The following is a 19476-nucleotide window of genomic DNA, read 5'->3' on the forward strand; positions in this document are numbered from 1 at the left end:
CAAATGACGCAAAGCTTACCTCCGAACCCGGGGTCATCTGGCGAATCCCGGTTGGACAGCATAGGGCTCTAGATATTGGATGTTTCCAGAAACTTGACCTTCAGCGGTTGACGAAGCATAGGTAAGCGCGACAGCGCAAAAAACATATCCGCCGAACCCTCTCCATATTTTTGGTCCTCGCCGACAGTTTTTTTCGACAGTCCATTGAGGGAGGGGCCGACTTTTTGGCTGACATCCACCAGACAACAGTCGAAGATCGGCATTTTCCCGCATCACGATGCACTTCTTTTGGGAACCTCCAAAAATTTCAGCTACCTGCCTCCTGCGATGTAATTGAGTAGAACGCGCGTAAATCGAAAAGAGAACGAACCGGAATCATCCGAGGGTTTTTTTGCGGCGGGCGTTCGGAGTTTTTCAGATGAATCTGTTGTGATGGATGGGAGGCGGTCTGATTCGTAGGAGGCCGTCGATGTGGACGAAGGCAAACCGGGCGAAATACAATCGCGACAGGTTACGTTATCCGAGTGATGTGACGGACGAGGAGTGGGGGCATGTGGCGCCGGCTTATTCCTCCGGCCAAGCGTGGCGGGCGCAAGCGTGAAGTGGACATGCGGGCGGTGTTCAACGCCATCATGTATGTGCTGAGCACGGGATGCCAATGGCGGTACATTCCCAAGGATTTTCCCCCGAAGAGCACAGTGTATCGTTATTTTTGCGATTGGGCCTGGTGCGGCGTTCTGGATCGCATGCACGACGCGCTCTACGTCATGTGTCGCGAACGAGCGGAACGAGAGGCGAGCCCCACCGCGGCGATCATCGATAGTCAGAGCGTGAAGAGCGCGGAAAAAGGGGGGCGCGCATTGATCCGCATGGCTATGACGCCGGCAAAAAGATCAAAGGCAAGAAACGCCACGTACTCGTCGATACGCAAGGTTTGTTGATGGGCGCCGTCGTTCACGGCGCCGACATTCAGGACCGAGACGGCGGCGTCTTGCTGCTTTCGACGTTGCATGGGCGGTTTCCCTTTCTTGAAAAGCTGTTGGCTGACAGCGCCTATCAGGGACCGATCTTCGCCGACGCAACGGGCAAAATCCTACCGTGTCTCAAAATCGAGATTATAAAACGATCCGATCAGGCGAAGGGCTTCGTGAAATTGCCCATGCGCTGGATCGTCGAAAGATCAATCGCCTGGCTAAACCGCTGTAGAAGACTGACCAAGGATTGGGAAAACCTCAATATCACAGCGCTCGTGTTCCTGCGTTTCGCGTCGATTCGGCTCATGCTACGAAAGCTCTGCAATTGTTGACTAACTTCTGGGACGGACTCTTAGGTTACTACGGGCTATGAAAATTGTGAAAGAGGACGCTGATGTTTCATTGACGGTTGTTGGAGTGCATCAAGATGAAATTGAACCAGCGTTGTGGACTGGTCTGAATGTCGATTGGCTTGGATTCGTGGATAAATCAGGCGATAGTTTCATACGCATCGTTTGCGCTCACGATGTGGGCTGTCTTCTCTCAAATGCAGAAGCAGGAGGAATCGTCCTTAGGGAATACAATAGACTGGGATTGGCGACGCTGGCTCCAGACGTTGGGGGCGCGCCCGAACATGCGCCTCAGGGGGGCGCTATTCTGATAAAGCCGCAGGCCTCAGATGAGGAAATTGCAACTTGGATCCGGACCCTCGCGAACGACCGTGAATTACTCGTGTCCTTAGAGTCCGTCCCAGAAGTTAGTCAACAATTGCAGAGCTTTCGTAGCATGAGCCGAATCGACGCGAAACGCAGGAACACGAGCGCTGTGATATTGAGGTTTTCCCAATCCTTGGCCAGTCTTCTACAGCGGTTTAGCCAGGCGATTGATCTTTCGACGATCCAGCGCATGGGCAATTTCACGAAGCCCTTCGCCTGATCGGATCGTTTTATAATCTCGATTTTGAGACACGGTAGGATTTTGCCCGTTGCGTCGGCGAAGATCGGTCCCTGATAGGCGCTGTCAGCCAACAGCTTTTCAAGAAAGGGAAACCGCCCATGCAACGTCGAAAGCAGCAAGACGCCGCCGTCTCGGTCCTGAATGTCGGCGCCGTGAACGACGGCGCCCATCAACAAACCTTGCGTATCGACGAGTACGTGGCGTTTCTTGCCTTTGATCTTTTTGCCGGCGTCATAGCCATGCGGATCAATGCGCGCCCCCCTTTTTCCGCGCTCTTCACGCTCTGACTATCGATGATCGCCGCGGTGGGGCTCGCCTCTCGTTCCGCTCGTTCGCGACACATGACGTAGAGCGCGTCGTGCATGCGATCCAGAACGCCGCACCAGGCCCAATCGCAAAAATAACGATACACTGTGCTCTTCGGGGGAAAATCCTTGGGAATGTACCGCCATTGGCATCCCGTGCTCAGCACATACATGATGGCGTTGAACACCGCCCGCATGTCCACTTCACGCTTGCGCCCGCCACGCTTGGCCGGAGGAATAAGCGGCGCCACATGCCCCCACTCCTCGTCCGTCACATCACTCGGATAACGTAACCTGTCGCGATTGTATTTCGCCCGGTTTGCCTTCGTCCACATCGACGGCCTCCTACGAATCAGACCGCCTCCCATCCATCACAACAGATTCATTCGATTCAACATCTTTCAGGACGGACACTAAGCATCTCATCGAACCGGAATATTATTTAATTGCTTCAATTGCGAGTTCTTGGAAAGAATCTTCAAAGAACCTTTCTCTTTTCTCAACATAAGCAAATAAATGATGATTACTGTCACCAAATTGGCATCTTCGAATTGATCTGAAGCCTGAAACTTTTAGGCGACTGGAAAGCGATTCGTAATCGAACATCCAGAGGTGAGCGCTATTGCCAACAGCAGCACGAACACGCCCGGCTAACCGTTTGGGTCTTTTCTCCATACCAAGTAGCGTCGAACGCATAAAATCATCGGCAGCGGATGCGGATATCCCCTTTTTGTAGATGTCTATACGCGCTCTAAGATCGGGGACAACACAACGAAATATCCCATTGGGCTTTAAAATGCGCGACACTTCATTTAGCGCGATATCACACTCTTCTGAAGTTAAATGCTCCAGAACGTGACTACAGAATACGGCTGTTGCAGCACAATTATCGAAGGGTAAACCTTTGACTATATTACCATACATTACACTTTCTGGGAAAATCTTACCTACTGTCAGCTGCATAATTTGTCCGGTTAGCCAGAATCTTTCCAGGCGCAGGCGCAGAGACGAGTCGAAGTTAATCCATTGAGGCGGCGCATCAAGCCCGCATCCAAACTGGACATGGAGATCATTTTTTTTGCCGCCCATGTTACGCCACCTTCGAGTGATGCTTTTCCGACAAAAAGAGTGCGCGGCCTTTCTTCACGTAGCCGCAACTTCACGCTCTGCTGAGTCGCATCTCATGCGGCGGATGGTTTTGCCGGGCGTCATGCGCGGTAGCTGGCTTCGTATTGGTCGTTCGGTCTTCGAAGGCTTCACCGGCAGATATCGCCGACGCTGGCATCACGTCATTTGTCGGCAGCGTCGGAGACCCTTTAGAGCCTGTTTCGCTTTTGGAGCTTCCTCTCTTGCGTCGGTCAGACACGCGAAGCATGCTCGTCAGCGGCGGTGTTCGACGTCAGTGATCATGGAGCCGCAAGGAAAGGCGCTTGCCTTCGACGCAGGCAAGAAGATAGACAGCCGCAAGCGTTACATCGGTGGCTATGCAGATAGCGATTGCTGATGGTCAATCTGACGATCGCCGTAATTTCCCACAGCGCCGGCGCTCAGGCGATCGTCGACGCCATCAATAAGCGCAGGCCGCCGTGAGAAACATCTCTACCCCGACGCCGCCTGCGATCGGCTCAAGCTGATGGACAAGATCGCCTATCTGGAGTTCTTGCTCGTCCATTCGTCGCGGCGACACTCAGGATAGCTTCGAAGTCATCCACCGCCGCTGTGTCGTCTGAGGAACTTTCGGCTGGATGATCTTCTGCTGGCGCAGGATGGTTCGAGATTACGAGCGACGCATCGCGTCTCAACCGCCACGGGTGTCCCATGCGCATGGCCGGATCTTCCGCAAGAGATTATCGACCGCTTGCGGAAACATTGGCGCTCCGTTCCGTTTTCCTTTACAGCCGGAGACACCGTCTATGGTCGGGGAAATCGAATTGGCGCTGCCATGCGTCGGCAAAGGTTATTTGCTCGCACACGACAACAAAATGAGCATTTTCATTGCTAGGGGCATGGCCCCAAGCCGTGACCGGAGCAGTGAAGGTGATTGTCAGCCGCGCGCCTTTCGGCCAGCGAGGGAACCAAACTCAGAAGTTAGAGCCTGTTTGGAAATTCGGTTTGAGGGAATTCCTGTCTCGCTGCAAATATGATTCATACTTTGGATGTGGACAGGCAAGCAGCGGGGCCGGATGGCCAGGATCGCCCGAAAGACCAAGCGCCATCCGTCTGATTTGACGGATGAGGAATGGGCGCGGATCGCGCCGTTGATGCCGAAGCCCGGGCTCAGGGGCAGACCTCGCGAAGTCGAGTTTCGCGAAGTGATCAATGCGGTGCGCTATCTCGTGCGCTCGGGCTGCGGCTGGCGGATGCTGCCGGTGCAATGCGGTCATTGGCGAACAGTCTATGGCTGGTTCCGCGAGCTGGCGCGGCGTTTCCTGTTCCAGACGATCCATGACGTCGAACTCATGCTCGATCGGGAGCGACAAGGACGAGAAGCGAGCCCCTCGGCGGCGGTCATCGACAGCCAGTCGATCAAGGCGCCGCATGCGCAGGCGCGGGGCTATGACGCGGGCAAGAAGATCGTTGGCCGCAAGCGCCATATCGCGGTCGACGCGGATGGGCGATTGCTGATGGTCAATCTGACGACCGCCGACATTTCCGACAGCGCCGGGGCGCAGGCGATTCTCGACGCCATCCGCAAGCGTTGGCCGTGCCCTCGAGCGCGAATAGGTGAAGAAGAACCTCGGTGTCGGATTGACTGCGGAAAACACATCCCCTGTCCTGCAGGCATTGGCGAAGTTGCCGATAATTGTATATCTCGCCGTTGAAGGTAACGACGTATCTTCCATCGGCGCTCGTCATCGGCTGGAGCCCGGCCGCCGAGAGATCGATGATCGAAAGGCGCCGATGCCCAAACCCGACGCGCAAGTCGTCGGAAGTCCAGCAACCTTCTGCATCCGGTCCGCGCGCAATCATGTGGTCGCGCGTGCGGAGCAGTTCGTCTGCATCGATCGGATTAGCCGCGTAATGATAAGCGAAAATGCCGTTGACGCCGCACATACACAATGATCCCGCATGAATTTTGAAACAACAACAACTCATACTCATGACTTCGCCGCCACATGAACTTTCGACGGGAAGCCCCCCCGTATTAGCTGGCCGCTTGGTCCAATCTTATGTGGTGTGGCGACACGGCGCATTTCGTGGCCGTCCGCACGCAGCGACGACAACTCATACGGCTCCAATCTCCTCCGCGTGACCTACCCGCAAACTCGCCTTGATGGCTCGCCGGACTGCAAAACTTGTCCTTTCGAAGAGGAGCCAGAACACGTAAGCCGCCAGCAGGCAAGCCGCCATCTTCACGAAGAACGCCCCGATCGACACAGGATCGATTTTATCGCTCTTGGGGAGAAGGACGCATAACCAAGCATTTATTGGATCATGGATCAGATAGAGGCTGAACGAAATTTGGCTTATAAATCGTATCACATTTCCCGCAGGAGCGAGCGCTTGATTGACCCAATTTCCGTCAAGAGCGGGAATGCTAGCGCAGAAACCGAGACAAATGAGAGTTTCGGCATGCGCGGGTGAAAGGAGCACTATATTCGAAAACGACTTGCTGGTTGCGCCGAGTTGATATGCGATGAGGCCGAGCGCAACCATCGCCAATCCGACAAGGCACTGCCGCCGCGCCAGCGTCGAATGGCATCTCATCTGCGCGGTCAGGGCGCCGAAACTCCAGAACAGCACATAAAGCGCACCGAGCTTTGCGAAAACGAGAGCTGCGAACAAGATCGCCATGAGGGCGAGGGGACCCGTCTTTCCCGTGAATATGGCGGCAACGGCGCCAGCCAGAACATAGAACCAGATTTCATAGGCGAGGGACCACAGCGGCGCATTTCGGGGAAGCGTATCTACAAGGACACCGTTCAATCCGAACACATTGCCTACGGCCTGTAGCGCCCCAACCGCGTCACTGAAGATGCCGAGATTGATGGAAACGGTCAGAACGCAGGCGGGGACGAGCGGGATGAGAATACGCGTGCCGCGATCGATTGCGTAATCAGCAATCGAAAAGCGCCCTGCTCGAAGCCGCGAAATGAGGTTGCCGCCGACAAGAAAGCCGCTCAGAACGAAGAAGATCAGGACCGCTTCATGGCCTAGTCTCGTGCTTAGAAAGAAAAGTTCGACCACCGACGTGCGCTGACTGGTCGGCAGCGCGCCGAACTCGACCCAGTTGCCGCCGCGCAAATGGGTGAGCATCACCTCGATCGCCGCGAAGCCGCGAACGAGATCGAGCGCTAAAATGGAATTTCGAGGCGTCGCCAGTGCGATAACCTTCATTTCTCGCGCGACGCGCTCACGGCTGCGACGCGCCAGACTTGACGCGCAGCCCCTGCCGCGCCGGCGCGCCTGGGCGTCCGGCAGCCAGCAGGCCGGCGCGGACGCTTTCTCGCGTCTCGTCGCGGGCGACCGATAGCGCGGTGCGCAGCGCTATGCGCTGCGGGTCGGCGATCTCGCCCCAGCCGCCGACGAGATCGCTGATCACGCCCTTGCGGACTCCGCCCGGCAGCATCGGCCATAGCGGCAGCGCGAACACTGCCCTGCCCGCCATCAGCCGGCCCTCGTTGCGGCCGGTCAGTTGAGACATCAGCAATGCGCCACTGATCCTTTCGGCGGGTTCACGGGTGGAAAAGCGCGCTCGCGCCAGATCGAGCCACGCGCCGCTGGCGAGCGGCGTCAAGACCAGGAGATCTTGCAGCGCCACGAGCCGCTGCGACGAGTCCTCCCTTCCGGAGAGCGCCAGCAAACGTGTGCGCGCGCGCGCGCCGACAGTGACGTCGCCGAGGAATGGTCGAAGCGCCTCGGGCGCGGAAGCGGCGTCGGCGCGCAGTTCAGCGAGACCATAACGCAGCAGCGTCGTCGCACGCCAAATCGTGAAGGCGCAGAGCCCGATGACAAGCAGCGCGGCGCCTGTTCTCCAGCCGGGCGCGACGCTCATTCCGTGTAGTATTTCTTGTAGTAGCGGCCGCCAAAATAATACGAGTGGGCGTATTTGCCGTATTTCTGCGCCTGAGCGTCGATCACGCGGTTGAAAACCACGCCGGCGACTTTCTTGTGACCCGACAGACGCTCTATCGAATGAGTGACCATCTCGCGCGCCGTCGACGCCCAGCGCACGACGAAGATCACCTTGTCGACGAGATGGGAGACGATGAGCGGGTCTATGACCGGACCCATCGGCGGCGTATCGATGATCACCAGGTCGAATTCCACGCGCAGCGCGGCGACAAGCGCCTTCATGCGCTCGGAAGCGAGAAGATCCGGCGGATTCTGCGTCTTGCCGCCGCCCGGCAATACCCAGACCTTAAGCTTTTCGCTGTAATGCATCACCGAGGCGAGGTCCGCGTCGCCAACGAGATAGTCGACGACGCCGATTTTCTTGTCGGCCTTGACGTAGCGCGATGTGGTCGGATGACGCAGATCGCCGTCGACGACGAGAACCTTCAACCCCGACTGCGCCGCGGAGCTGGCCAGGGCGAGCGCCAGCGTGGACTTGCCTTCGCCGGGAACCGTCGAGGTGAATTGCAGCACCTTCGGCGGATGGTCGACGTCGCTCATCTGAATGGCGCTACGCAGCGAACGAAAGGCTTCGCTCATTCGCGACAGCGGCTTGACCTGGGGATATTCCGGAATGGTGAAGGCGGAGCCATTGACGGTGAGATCGCGCGCCTCGATCCGGGAAATCGAGGCGAGCAACGGCAGCGCCAGCATTTCCTCGATCTGGCGCGGCGTGGTGAAGCCGGCGTTGAGCAATTCGAGCGTATAGGCCCCGCCGGCGCCCGCCATCAGCCCAAGGACGAGCGAGACCAGCATGATCTGCATTTTCTTGGGCGACGAGGCGAAGCCCGGCGGCAAGGCCGGGGTGATGATGCGGGCCTCGCGCACCTCGAAGGTCGACTGCTCCTGAGTGACCTTGGCTCGCTGCAGGAAATCCTCGAACAGGCTCTTGTTGACCGCGGCGGTGCGCTCGAGTTCGCGCAGCGTAATCGCCTTTGTATTGTCGAGATCGCTGGCGCCGGTGACCTCGCGCAAGGTCTTTTCGACCGCTTCCTGGCGCGCCTTGGCGAGTTCATATTCGTTGCGGACATTGGCCGCGAGGCGCTGCACTTCGGCGTTGATGGCGCGGTGCGCGTCGGCCAGTTGCGCGCGCAGATTGACGACGGCGGGATGGTTGCCGCTGTATCGGGCGAGCAGATCCGCCTCCTGACGGGAGAGGTCCTGAGCCTGCTTGCGCAACTCTGCGATGGGGCCGGAATTCATGATATCCGGCAGAGCAGTAATATTGCCGCCGCGCGCCTCGATCTTCTGCAAGATGTCGAGCCGGGCTTTCTTGTCTGCGGCCTCGGCGCGCGCCTGAACCAGCCGGCCGTTCAATTGGCCAAGTTGCTCCTGATTTAGAGTCGCGCCCGGCGAAGAGCCGCCGAGATTGTTCTCGGCGCGGAAGCGGGCGACGGCCTCCTCCGACTGTCGCAACTGCTGACGCAATTCGACGAGGCGGTCGGAAAGCCAGGTCGAGGCGCGCTTGGCCGCCTCGAACCGCGCGTCGAGCTTGTCGACGACATAGGCGTCAGCGACGGCGTTGGCGAGGCGCGCAGCCTTTACGGGATCCGCGGAGGTGACCGAAATGGCGATCACCGACGCCTGACCGGCGCGCGTGACGGTGAGCGCGCTCTTGAGATTCTCGATGGTGGCGATGGTCTCGGGCGCAGCCGCGTCCGACGCCCCCGGGGAACGCGACGGAATGGCGTCGCCGCCTTTTTCGCCTGCTTTTCTGTCACGCTCGCCGGACCGCGAAAACAACCCGCTGATTGTCGAGAACAGCCCGCCTCCGCTTTCGACCGACGGCGCCGCGCCGAACTCCGGATCGCTGACGAGGCGCTCCTTCTTCACGACGCGCCGCAACAAATCGCTCGACTTGATGATCGCCATCTGGTTCTCGATCATCGAGAGATCGCGATATTCGTCATCCATGATGACGTCCTGTCCCGCGGCCTTCTCCTTGCGCGGATCGAGCAGCAACTGAGCGGTCGCGGTGTAAAGCGGCGTCTGCCGGACGATATACACAGCGCCGAACAGCAGCGCCAACGCGGTAACGCCGGCGATCAGCTTCCACTGGCGCCAGACGAAATTGATCGCCTCGCGGATATCGAAACCGCCGCCGGTCTCAACCGGGACGGTGAAATCCTGCACGGGCTCGAAGCGGTTCAAATGCGGAGCTTTCGACTTTGTTCTGAGGGGATGGACATCGATCAGGCTAGTCGGACGTTACGGCGAGCGAACTTTCGGCCTGTGCGGCGCCGGCGCCGAGGATCGCCAGAAAAGTCAGCGCCACGCCCTCCATCTGGAGACTGAAATCGACAAGCGCATGCGCGCCGACGAGGATCGAAGCCGCCGTCGCAGCCAGGGCGGGCGTGGCGTCTCGCCGTCGTGTCAGCGCGCCGCGGAAACATCGCGCCGCGATCCAGCAAACCGACAGGATGAGCGCTGAGCCGAACAGCAATCCGAGGCCGTGCCAGATTTCGAGATAGCTGTCATGCGCCTTGTCCCAGACGCCGGAGACAGGGATCGACTGGTCGCGATACATCGGGAAGACGTCAGCGAACGTTCCGTAACCGAAGCCCAGCAGCGGCGTGTCCAAGATCGAGCGCATGACGACGACGTAGACGGAAATGCGGCTCGTGTCCTCGAGGCCGGAGGTCGCCATGCGCCCGACGATCAGGTCTCCGAAAAACATGAAGCTGGCGACAAGCGCGACGGCGATGAAGACGACGGCTTCGACGCGGTCGCCGCCGCGACGCTGCTGTCGGGAGAATGACATTGCGAGCAAGGCGAACACGCCGAGCGCCGTCGCCAATATGCCGCCACGCGACACCGTCCCGAGCAAAGCGACGACGGTGACGAAACCCGCTCCGAGCAACGACCAGCCCCGCCGCCCGGTCGCCTCGATGAATTTGGTCAGACGATAGCGCATCAACCCCGCCGACGCAGGGACTTCATGCCGGAACAGGCGCAGCGTCAACGCCACAGTGACGACAAGGCCCAGACCGGCATAGGTGGCGAAACTGTTGCGATTGACGAAGGTCGCGCGCAGGAAGCCGCCGCTCGCCGGCGCGTCGAAGGGTGGAATCTCTCCCGCGAAAAAAGCGGCGAGGATGATCGCATAGGCGGAATAGGCGGCGACGATGAGACTGACCGCGCGCAGGAGCGCGTGCGCGCGCAGGGAATTGCGGCACAATTGCACGGCAAGCCAGAACAGACTCGCCGCCGTCAACAGGCGAATGAGCGACACCAGGGTCTCACCACGGTTGACGGAAATGGCGCCGTCGATCGGCTGACCCAGCGCATCGGCGGCCATGCCCCAGATCGGATGCGCGAGCATGGGCGGCGTCGGCGCAAGTTGCAGGCCGATCCACAACAACACGAGGCCGAACAGCGTCGCCGGCGCGTTCAGGCGCCTGAGTCCGATCGGATGCGGTTGACCGGTCGTCAGCAGATAACACTCGTAAAGCAATGTCAGCGTAGGGAAATAGACGCCATTTATTCCCCAGGCCGTGATGCGATTGCCGCCGAGCCAGAACGGCGCCCAGGTGAGACCGAGGAGAAGGCCGAAAAAGATCAGGGCCTCGACTTTGCTTTCACGCCAAAGATGCGAAAGCGGCCCGGGAAGGCGCGCAGGCGCGCTCGGCGCCGCGGAGTCAAAAATTGGTTTGGAAATGGACAGGCGGATTATTCTTTCAAACGGCGCATGGAATGTCGCCACGCTACCGCAGTTCGGGTGAAACCGATTGTTTCACCCGCGGCATAGCAATAGTCGTCCGCCCAAGGCGAACGAATTTACGCGGCGACGAGGCTCGAACGCTCCAACGTCGCGGGGATCTTGCCGCCCATGATTTCGAGCAGCACGCGCACTCGACCATTGGCGTCGAGGCGCACGAGCTCCCCAATCGCCTGCGCGAATGGACCGACGGTCACGCGAACCGCCTGGCCCTCGACCAGATCGCGGTCGAAACGGCAGACGCCGGCTTCATCGACGTATCCGAGCAACGTCTCGACGACGCCGGCAGGGACCGGCATCGGAACGTCTTCTCCCATGATCATGCGCGCGACGCCGAACGTGCCATTGACGGAGCGCCATCGATCACGATTCAGATCGAGGATCACGAAGAGATAACCGGGAAAGGCCGGCGCACGCACTGTGCGTAGCTTGCGCGCATGGCGGACGGTCTTGATCACCTGCGGCGTGAAGACGGCGAAACCCTGCGCCACGAGTTGCGCGCCGGCGCCCGCCTCGCGCCTTGCAAGCGTCTGAGCCACATACCAGCGTTCGCCCGGCGCGAGCTCGAAACTGCTGCGCGCGCCAGTTACGCCAAATGCGCTTCCGGACGATAAAACCATGTTCTACGTCGCGCTCCGGCCACTCTCGTTACACAACCGCGAAGCGGTATGGCGGCGCCTCTTCGGCCGCCTTTCCCGCATTGGTAAAGCCATTTGTATACAACCGCAACGCTTTAGATAGGACATGCACAAAAATTCTTGCGGCGGTCGCTCCGCTGGACGCGTCCGCCTTCATTACGTCATTGACCGGGAATGCTTTTTGCCTCGGGTTGGAACAGTTGGCGCGGTTGAATTGATTTCGCGCCGCCGCTCTCCGACTCCTGTCTTGCGATTTCGGCGCAATAGGGGTCTCGCGACATGTTGCGGGTGAATCGAGTTTGCGTGGATCGAGGCGTTTGCCGCCAAAGTCCGGCGCCGGAGGTTAGTTGACTGGCCAGCGCAATTTCGGCGAATTCGGATTCGCCTAATTTGCTCTCGCTTCATGTCTTGTCGCGCGTTCGGACGGAAAACCGCCCACACTTTTCCTGAACGCGCTTTAGTGTAATTGGCGATTGCGTCGCCGACGACGATCGCCCGCGTCGTCTCGGCGAGCAGGTCGGCCGAAATGTTCGCATCCAGCGTCGCTGGCGTGCACGCGAATCCAATCAGGCAAGCACAAAATCAATGGAAGTCGTTCGGAAACGACATCGTTGACCGTGACGGGCGAAGGACAAATAGCCGGTTCATTCTCCACCGCACGACGACTCCTCGGCATTCTCCCCGCTCGCAGTGTGTATGGCGCGCATCGTGCGATTGTTCGGTATCGGCGAGCAGGAATCAAAGCGCCCCCTGCCCCGCACTTGCGGAAGCGGCGCAGGGTGTCACCTCAGCACGCGCGCCGCGACACACGACTCAGCGCTCATCGTCTGCAGCGCGAAGTGGAGGTCGTCGCGCGCGATCCCGCCCGGCAAAAGAGATGGCGCAGCGTCTGCGACGGGCGTCAAACATTCAAGATCGACTCGACACGGGTCCAAGACGGCGCTCAATTCGGACTGACGAAGATTCCGCCGCCGCCGCCCAAGGCGCCGCCCGGGCCAAAGCCCCCGCCCCCGGGGGAGAAGAATGTCGAGCCGCCATTCGACCCGCCGGCTTCGGCGTAGTTCTGGTTTTGCAGAGACGCCACCATCGCGCCGGTCACAGGGTCCGAACATCCCAGCGCGGCCTTGATTACCCGCGCCTTGTCGGGATCGGCGCCTTGCAACGCGCGAACGAGGCCGATGGCGATGGCCGCCTTCTGTTCAGGGTTCGCCATTTTCGCCAGGGCAATGACAGCCGCGGCTGCGGAGGCGTCGCCCCTTACGGCGTCGGCGATCGCCGCTGAGAGCGCGTCGCCGCCATTGGGATTGGCGTGGAGCAGGTCCTTGAGGCTCGCCGGCGGCGCTGCGTCGCAGGAATTCGTCGCCTGTTGCTGCCGGGGCGCGGGCTTCGCGTCGACGGCGGTCGCGCCCGGGAGCATGAGCGCCGCGAGGAGGAAGGAAACTGCTGCTCTGCTCATCATTTCACCCCGATTGGTCAATAACGATAGGTCAGGCCGGCCGACACGATATTCTGGGCGAACCCGGACGGCTTGCCGGCCAGAAGCATGGCGGCAGGCCAACTATACGCAAATATTGGCGTATTCCAGCCAAAGAAGCCCCACGGATTCGTGGAGAAGGTGCGCGAAAACTGGTATTCGATCGTCGCAGAAATATTCCGCCAGAAATTATAGTTCAGACCGACCCCCGTTGTCCAAGCATTTTGCTTGTTCCAGGGATTTGAAAACTGCGTCTCGCCATAGCCGCCGCGCACATAGGCCGACCAATATTGCGACAGCGCGTAATCGCCTTGCACGCGCGCCTGCAGGGTCTTGCTGGCCGCGGCCGAGGTCCAGGGCAGCGCAGCCGTCGACAAGGGAACGCCAAACCCCGTCGCGGTCGGCTGCTGGGCCGCGGACGACAGCGTCTGATCGACGCTCGCGGTCAGGGTGATGTAGGGCGTCGGATAATAGAAGATGCGGGCGCCAAACGCCGGCCGCGACGTCGTTCCAAAATGGCCGCGCGCACTGGTCTGGCTCTGATAGCCGCCGTAGATCTCGCCGCGGAACAGGCTGATCATGTCGGAACCGAGGCCGCCGACGACGCGGTAACCATTCGTGTCCGCCCAGGAGTTCTGGTAGAAGCGCAGATCGGCGCCGGGTTCGACGAAGGCGTAAAGCTGCGGCGTGACCCACATGCCGCCGCGAATCGAACCTGTGTAATTGAGGCCATTCAGCGACCGATTGGCGAAATTGGCGCCGCCGAAGGGCGCATACCACCAGGGATCACTCGGACGACTGTCGTAGGTGATATATTGCGCGCCCGTTGTCCCGCGCAGGAACCAGCGGCCGGCGAACTTCTTTTCCACCGAGACATAGGCCGAATACTGGTTCGTATACTGCTGGGCAGCCGAAATCGTATTGGCGCTGAGGAGATTGGCGCCGCCCGAGCCGACGCCGAAGTTGGAGCCGAAGACGCCGTTCTGGCGCGTGTAATCCGCCATGACTTGGAACGACAAATCCGCCATCGGCTCCCAATTGTGGGCAAAGCCGGCGCGGCCGGTGACGTTGGTCGGCCGCGCGTCGACGAGCGGGCGCGGCAGGAAGCGGTATGATTCTCCCAGGCCCGGATAGATCTGGACGTCGGCCATCAGATAGGCGTTGGTCTTGTGTATGCCGTTGTCGAGCCGCGCATCCAGCGCGGGGCGCAGCCGAACGCCAACGCCCGCGACGCGATCGAACGGCCGCTGATAGATATTGTCGTTGAACACCGCGCCAGCCATGAACGACGGGTAGAACATCCAGCCGGCCATCGCGACGCCCTGGGCGGGGCTGGGGCCCGCCGAGACGCCCAGCGCCGCCTGCGTGGCCGCCGAGGGCGCGCCAAAGGTCGCGGCAGGCGCAGCCGCCTCCTCGGCGGCGACGGTGGGCATGACGAGAAGGACGCCGACAGTGGAAAAAAGGGCGCCCGTGCAAATATTTAGCTGCGAAAGCTTCATCACGCCCCCAACACACGCACGTCTGAAAAAGCAGTGTATACATTCAATTCATACTAAAGCTTGACAATTCAATGCAAGGACAACCTTTCCGAGTCAAGGAACGCGGTCAATAAACATTTAAGAGTGTGGCGCTAGCGCCACAGTTAGGCGCGCCGTCAGAAATAGCGCTCCGGGAGCCGGATGAGATCGCCGGGAAGCACCGGAATCGTCGGCGAGAGCGGGTATTCCCGAAAGCCGTTGTCGCCGATGTGCTGGATGAGAACATTCGAGCGGCTGGCGCGATAGGTCGAGCCGCCGGCGAGCGCGATGGCGCTCATCACATTCAGCCCGCTCTTGTAGGGATACTCGCCCGGCTTCCCGACCTCCCCGAGAATATAGAAGGGACGGAAGCTTGCGACGTCGACAGTCACTTTCGGATTGCGCAAATATTCGCCGCGAAACTTCTTGGCGAGCTCCCTTTCGAGATCCGGCTTGGTCAGGCCGGCCGCCTTGACCGTGCCGGCGAGAGGCAGGGAAACCATGCCCGCCGGGTCGATTTCATATTCGCCTGAAAGACGGTCCTCACCGAAGACGGTGACCTTGATCTTTTCGCCCGGCTGAAGGACCGGCGAGGATGCGGAAGACTTGATCAGCGCCTCCCGGTCCTCCAGCGACACGGGCCCGAGCGACGCGCCGCTGTCGCAGCCGGCCGACGAAAGCAGCAACAGGAAAATGAAAAGAGCGCGGAGCGGCGTGAGTGAATTTCTGGTCAACAGCATGGAATGCACCTTGGTGCGCGTCGGCCGAGAACTGTATAGCTTTAGGCTACCGTTGGGATATAAGACCCATCGGTGAACGTCAACATTAACGCGCCGCGAACAGATAAGCTAAAGCTCTGAACAAGGTATGAACCGCCGGAACACCTTTGTTTTCCATATCGCCGCCCGGCGGCCTCGCCCGGTCGTCTCCACCGGCGGGAGCGCCGGCTTTTGGCGAATGGCGATCGCCATGGCGGCTAGCCTGGGCGCGTTCCCGGTGGATGCAGACATGACGCGCGGCGCAACGAGTTATTTTTCCGCGCAGAACTGCGCGTCGGCCGGAAAACTTCCCGCCGAGGTCTGCAATTTCGCCGACATGAATTCGGCGGCCGAATTCGATGAAAAGGCGCCCCGCTTTGCCTCGCGCGACATTTGCGAGAGGAGTTACGGCTCCTGCTCTCTCGGCTTTCGCGGCGCCGACGGATGGGCGGGGCGCAAAAATGCGATCTTCTTCTCGCCGCGCCGCCAGGGGTTCCGGATCACGGTCAAGTCGGAACATGACGTGACCGTGGTTCCCACCAACGCCGGCATGAACTTCTCGCCACGCAGCGCCCTGCGCCGAGACGCGTCGATCAATCCCCGCTCAGCGCGAGAGCAAACCGGCCCCGTCGCGCCGGCGGGCGGCGGACAATCCGGCGCCTTCGGCGTTCCGACAGCCGAAGGCATGCGGGGGCCGTTACCGCCCCGCCCGCCGGTCGACCCGAATTTCGATTGCGCCGCGGTGCTCGAGCCCACGGACAAGGGCGATCCCAGCACGGGCTGCGTCCTCGCTCCCCCCAACAGGCGCTGACCTCCTTCTCCGCATCCACAGGCTAGTCGCGCTCCGGAGCGGCAGCCGCAGCCGGGCCGTGATCGGCTGCGCCCGCCGCCAAAGTTGATTGGCAACATTACTTGAGAGCGACCGGGTAAAATCGACCCGTTCATGAGCTGATCTGACAGCTCTGCAAGCTACACTCCAGCTTCGCGCCTTCGTATACATACAATACATTGGCGTGCGGCGGCGTCAGTAACGATAAATAAGCGAACGAGTTCTAGCGTCTCCGGGATAAATGTTGACGTTGTTTGTCAACATGGGTTCTCGGAGTGGAGTTATGTGTTCGATTACTTCGGAAACAGGCTGGATACTTGCTGCAAGGCCAAGAAAAAATAGATCGTCGGCGCGCCCCCTGGTTCTGGGGGCGTTGGTCGGCGCGGCTGCCGTAGCAGCGCTGGTCGCTTCCATTCCGGCGCAGGCTTTCGATTTCTTCCGGCCGATGGATCGCGGCGGTCGCATTGGCGACTACATGGAGCGCGTCGTGGCACAGGCGGGCCAGCCTTACGCCATCGCGGGCGACTGCATGTCCGCCTGCACCATGTGGCTGGGGCACAGGGGAACTTGCGTCATGCCGGATGCGGTGCTGTGGTTCCATGGTGCGTCAGATCGGTCGGCGGAACTGGCGGACGGAAATCCATGGCGAGCCATCAGCGCCACGGGCAACGCCACGCTGCTTTCCATGTATCCGCCCCGCGTGCGCGCGGTCGTAAGGCCATGGCTGGCGTCGCCGGACTTCCATACGCTGACGGGCACGCAGCTCGCGGCGCTCGGCGTTCCCCTGTGCCGCGCCACCGCGCGGGCGGATTAGGCGGCGACGGCGCTACTCGCGCGGTGCTCCAGAAACCACTGATAGGTGGAGGCAAGCCCGTCATCGAGCGATATTTCCGGTCGCCAGCCCAGCGCCCGGATGCGGCTCGAATCCATCAGCTTTCTGGGCGTGCCGTCCGGCTTCGTGCGATCGAAGACGATGTCGCCCGAAAATCCCACCGCGCGCGCGACGGCGCCGGCGAGATCGCCGATCGAAATATCGGATCCGGCGCCGCAATTGATGTGCTCGTAGTCGTCGTAAGAATCGAGGCAAAAGACCACGCCGCGCGCGAGATCGTCGACGTGGAGGAATTCGCGCAGTGGCGCGCCCGACCCCCACACGACCGCCTCGCGACGGCCCTGGACCTTCGCCTCGTGGAACTTGCGGAGCAGCGCGGGCAGCACATGGCTCGTGGTCAGGTCGAAATTGTCGTTCGGGCCATAAAGGTTGCAGGGCATGACCGATATGTACCGGCGGCCGTATTGTTTGCGATAGGCCTGGCAGAGTTTCAGACCGGCGATCTTGGCGATCGCGTACCATTCATTCGTCGGTTCGAGCGGCGAGGTCAGCAGCGAGTCTTCTCGGATCGGCTGCGGCGCGAATTTCGGATAGATGCAGGATGAGCCGAGAAACACCAGGCGATCGACGTCCGCGGCATGGGCGGAATGGATGACATTGGTCGCAATCGCCAAATTGTCATAAATAAATTCGGCGGGGAAAGCGTCATTGGCGTAGATTCCGCCGACCTTTGCCGCGGCGAAGATGATGGCGTCCGGCCGGTTCTGTTTCAGCCAGACCTCGACGCCGATCTGGTTGCGCAGATCCACGACCGAGCGGCCGGCCGTGATGACCTCGTCGCCGCGGGCGCGCAAATATCGCGTAACGGCCGAGCCAACCATGCCCGTATGTCCCGCAACCCAAATGCGTCTGTTGCTCATGAAAAGTTCCTGAGAGCCAAGCAATCCGCTCAGGAACCAATGTATACCTTCAGCTTGACAATTGCGCCAGATCCTGACGCCAATTGTCGACAAGCCCTTCAGCGGGGGGCGCCGACTACTCCGGCCGCCGCTCGATCTCCTCCATGTCTTCGTCCGACAGGCCGAAATGATGGCCGATCTCGTGGACGAGGACATGGGTGACGATCTCGGCGAGCGTGTTCTCGCTGCCGGCCCAGTAATCCAGGATCGGCCGACGATAGAGCCAGATCATGTTGGGCTCGTCGCCGGTCTGGGAGAGATGCTCGCCCTGGGCGAGGCCGCGCCCGCGAAACAGGCCGAGCAGGTCGAACTCCGTCTCGCAATCCATGTCGTCGAGCGTCTCGTCGTCCGGGAAATCCTCGACCCGGATGACGAGGCCCTCGCAAAGACGGGTGAACCGGCTGGGCAGCGCCGCAAAGGCGGCGTCCGCCAGCGCCTCCATGTCGGCGAGCGAGGGGGCGGAAAGATCTTTCCATTCCGGGGGAGTCTTCGACATCTAAGGACTATGTCACGGCGTTCAGGCGCGCGAAACCGCGGCCTGGTAGTAATCGGGTAAGCACAATCGCCTGATCTTCATTCAGCCAAGCCTTTGCTGTGAGACACTGTCGCCGTTCCCGGCTGGAGTTCGGCATGTTTGCGTCAATCTGGCGAGTAAAGGAGCCGCGAACGCGGCGCGACGCGCTGCGGCTCGTCCTTCTTTACGCCGCGATCTCGGTCTCCGTCTCGGCGCTGGTCACGGCCGCCTTCGCCAGAATGAACGGCTGGCCTTTGGGGCCGGCGCTGATCCCCGCCATCGGGATACCCTTGCTGGTCGCGCCCTGGATGACCTGGACCGTCGCGAGCGCCGCCTTGCGACTGCATGAGATGCGTCAGGAGCTGGAGCGGCTCGCCCGCATCGATCCTCTGAGCGGGGCGCTGAACCGGCGCGGCTTGGCCGAATTCGCCGCGCGCCACTTTGCGGAACGGCGCGAGAGCGGAAAATTCTGCGCAATCGTGGCCGACGTCGACCGCTTCAAGACGATCAATGACGCCTTCGGGCATGCAGCCGGCGACGCGGTCATCGCGCGGGTGGCGGACATCATGCGCCTGATTGTGGGAACGAGGGATTGCGCCGTCGGCAGGTTCGGCGGCGACGAACTCGGCGCGCTGATCGTCGGCCTGTCGCTCGAGGAAACGATGATCCTCGCCGAAAATCTCCGCGCCGCGATCGAGCGGACGATTTTTCTGCATGGCGACCGCCGCATTCCGGTCACGACGAGCATCGGCGTCGCCGCTGTCGACGTCGACGACGCGACCCCGGAGGCGATGCTCAACCGGGCCGACCAGTCGCTCTACGCAGCAAAGGAGGCTGGCCGCAATCGCGTGCGCGCCAGCCTGTCTCGCAGGGCCGCCTGAGCGGC

The 19476-nt window shown here is 60.7% G+C and carries 17 protein-coding genes and 3 pseudogenes; 6 read left to right on the forward strand and 14 right to left on the reverse strand.

Annotated features, from left to right (window positions below; all coding sequences use genetic code 11):
- Positions 1-68 precede the first annotated feature (68 nt).
- Positions 69-263, reverse strand: coding sequence for a hypothetical protein (locus MET49242_RS08940; protein WP_036282429.1), 195 nt, complete (start codon positions 261-263; stop codon positions 69-71).
- Positions 264-469: 206 nt separating this feature from the next.
- Here MET49242_RS08940 and MET49242_RS24130 point away from each other — a divergent pair.
- Together MET49242_RS24130 and MET49242_RS26595 are read left to right on the forward strand one after the other, a co-directional pair.
- Positions 470-1306: pseudogene (locus tag MET49242_RS24130) on the forward strand (IS5 family transposase).
- Between the two features lie 7 nt (positions 1307-1313).
- Positions 1314-1697, forward strand: a pseudogene (locus tag MET49242_RS26595) (glycosyltransferase); the annotation flags it as partial.
- 38 nt (positions 1698-1735) lie between these two features.
- On the opposite strand, the gene MET49242_RS24140 reads toward MET49242_RS26595, so the two are convergent.
- Positions 1736-2571, reverse strand: a protein-coding gene (locus MET49242_RS24140; protein WP_144259444.1) for an IS5 family transposase whose coding sequence is annotated in 2 segments (ribosomal slippage) — positions 1736-2187 and positions 2187-2571 — 837 coding nt in all. Because the reading frame shifts where the segments join, the coding sequence is not laid out codon by codon here.
- 103 nt (positions 2572-2674) lie between these two features.
- Positions 2675-3325 (reverse strand): methyltransferase domain-containing protein, encoded by a 651-nt coding sequence (locus tag MET49242_RS24145; RefSeq protein WP_084678969.1) that lies wholly within the window; start codon positions 3323-3325, stop codon positions 2675-2677.
- Positions 3326-4392: 1067 nt separating this feature from the next.
- Between MET49242_RS24145 and MET49242_RS08970 the strand changes: the two are divergent.
- Positions 4393-4941: pseudogene (locus MET49242_RS08970) on the forward strand (IS5 family transposase); the annotation flags it as partial.
- On the opposite strand, the gene MET49242_RS24150 reads toward MET49242_RS08970, so the two are convergent.
- The 9 genes from MET49242_RS24150 to MET49242_RS09015 all read right to left on the reverse strand — a co-directional run bounded on the left by MET49242_RS24150 (position 4865) and on the right by MET49242_RS09015 (position 15438).
- Complete coding sequence (locus MET49242_RS24150) at positions 4865-5338, reverse strand: hypothetical protein (RefSeq protein WP_371212524.1); 474 nt, start codon at positions 5336-5338, stop codon at positions 4865-4867. The pseudogene MET49242_RS08970 and the gene MET49242_RS24150 overlap by 77 nt on opposite strands.
- A gap of 123 nt (positions 5339-5461) precedes the next feature.
- Positions 5462-6574 carry an acyltransferase gene (locus MET49242_RS08975; RefSeq protein WP_036282432.1) on the reverse strand — a complete coding sequence of 371 codons (1113 nt, stop codon included), beginning with the start codon at positions 6572-6574 and terminating at the stop codon, positions 5462-5464.
- Between the two features lie 16 nt (positions 6575-6590).
- Positions 6591-7232, reverse strand: a complete 642-nt coding sequence (locus MET49242_RS23295; RefSeq protein ID WP_051134089.1) for a hypothetical protein — start codon at positions 7230-7232, stop codon at positions 6591-6593.
- A complete protein-coding gene (locus tag MET49242_RS08990) occupies positions 7229-9502 on the reverse strand; it encodes a polysaccharide biosynthesis tyrosine autokinase (RefSeq protein WP_051134090.1) in 2274 nt (757 codons plus the stop codon). The genes MET49242_RS23295 and MET49242_RS08990 overlap by 4 nt, the downstream gene beginning before the upstream one ends.
- Before the next feature lie 46 nt (positions 9503-9548).
- Positions 9549-11054 carry an O-antigen ligase gene (locus MET49242_RS08995; RefSeq protein ID WP_036282440.1) on the reverse strand — a complete coding sequence of 502 codons (1506 nt, stop codon included), beginning with the start codon at positions 11052-11054 and terminating at the stop codon, positions 9549-9551.
- A gap of 74 nt (positions 11055-11128) precedes the next feature.
- Positions 11129-11689 (reverse strand): transcription termination/antitermination protein NusG, encoded by a 561-nt coding sequence (locus MET49242_RS09000; protein ID WP_036282442.1) that lies wholly within the window; start codon positions 11687-11689, stop codon positions 11129-11131.
- Between the two features lie 961 nt (positions 11690-12650).
- A complete protein-coding gene (locus tag MET49242_RS09005; protein WP_144259537.1) occupies positions 12651-13163 on the reverse strand; it encodes a hypothetical protein in 513 nt (170 codons plus the stop codon).
- A gap of 17 nt (positions 13164-13180) precedes the next feature.
- Positions 13181-14680 (reverse strand): outer membrane beta-barrel protein, encoded by a 1500-nt coding sequence (locus MET49242_RS09010; protein WP_036282446.1) that lies wholly within the window; start codon positions 14678-14680, stop codon positions 13181-13183.
- Positions 14681-14835: 155 nt separating this feature from the next.
- Complete coding sequence (locus MET49242_RS09015) at positions 14836-15438, reverse strand: polysaccharide biosynthesis/export family protein (RefSeq protein ID WP_036282448.1); 603 nt, start codon at positions 15436-15438, stop codon at positions 14836-14838.
- A gap of 229 nt (positions 15439-15667) precedes the next feature.
- Between MET49242_RS09015 and MET49242_RS09020 the strand changes: the two genes are divergently transcribed.
- Complete coding sequence (locus MET49242_RS09020; RefSeq protein ID WP_158497277.1) at positions 15668-16267, forward strand: DUF1190 domain-containing protein; 600 nt, start codon at positions 15668-15670, stop codon at positions 16265-16267.
- Positions 16268-16568: 301 nt separating this feature from the next.
- A complete protein-coding gene (locus MET49242_RS09025; RefSeq protein ID WP_144259538.1) occupies positions 16569-17099 on the forward strand; it encodes a hypothetical protein in 531 nt (176 codons plus the stop codon).
- On the opposite strand, the gene MET49242_RS09030 is transcribed toward MET49242_RS09025, so the two are convergent.
- Both MET49242_RS09030 and MET49242_RS09035 read right to left on the reverse strand, forming a co-directional pair.
- Complete coding sequence (locus MET49242_RS09030) at positions 17096-18037, reverse strand: GDP-L-fucose synthase (RefSeq protein WP_036287474.1); 942 nt, start codon at positions 18035-18037, stop codon at positions 17096-17098. The genes MET49242_RS09025 and MET49242_RS09030 overlap by 4 nt on opposite strands.
- 115 nt (positions 18038-18152) lie before the next feature.
- Positions 18153-18572 carry a metallopeptidase family protein gene (locus MET49242_RS09035; RefSeq protein WP_036282450.1) on the reverse strand — a complete coding sequence of 140 codons (420 nt, stop codon included), beginning with the start codon at positions 18570-18572 and terminating at the stop codon, positions 18153-18155.
- 134 nt (positions 18573-18706) lie between these two features.
- On the opposite strand from MET49242_RS09035, the gene MET49242_RS09040 reads away from it, so the two are divergent.
- The gene (locus MET49242_RS09040) at positions 18707-19471 is read left to right on the forward strand and encodes a GGDEF domain-containing protein (RefSeq protein WP_051134092.1); all 765 of its coding nucleotides are present in this window, start codon (positions 18707-18709) and stop codon (positions 19469-19471) included.
- The last annotated feature ends 5 nt before the right edge of the window (positions 19472-19476 follow it).

It is taken from the genome of Methylocystis sp. ATCC 49242 (genome assembly GCF_000188155.2).
Taxonomy (GTDB): Bacteria; Pseudomonadota; Alphaproteobacteria; order Rhizobiales; family Beijerinckiaceae; genus Methylocystis.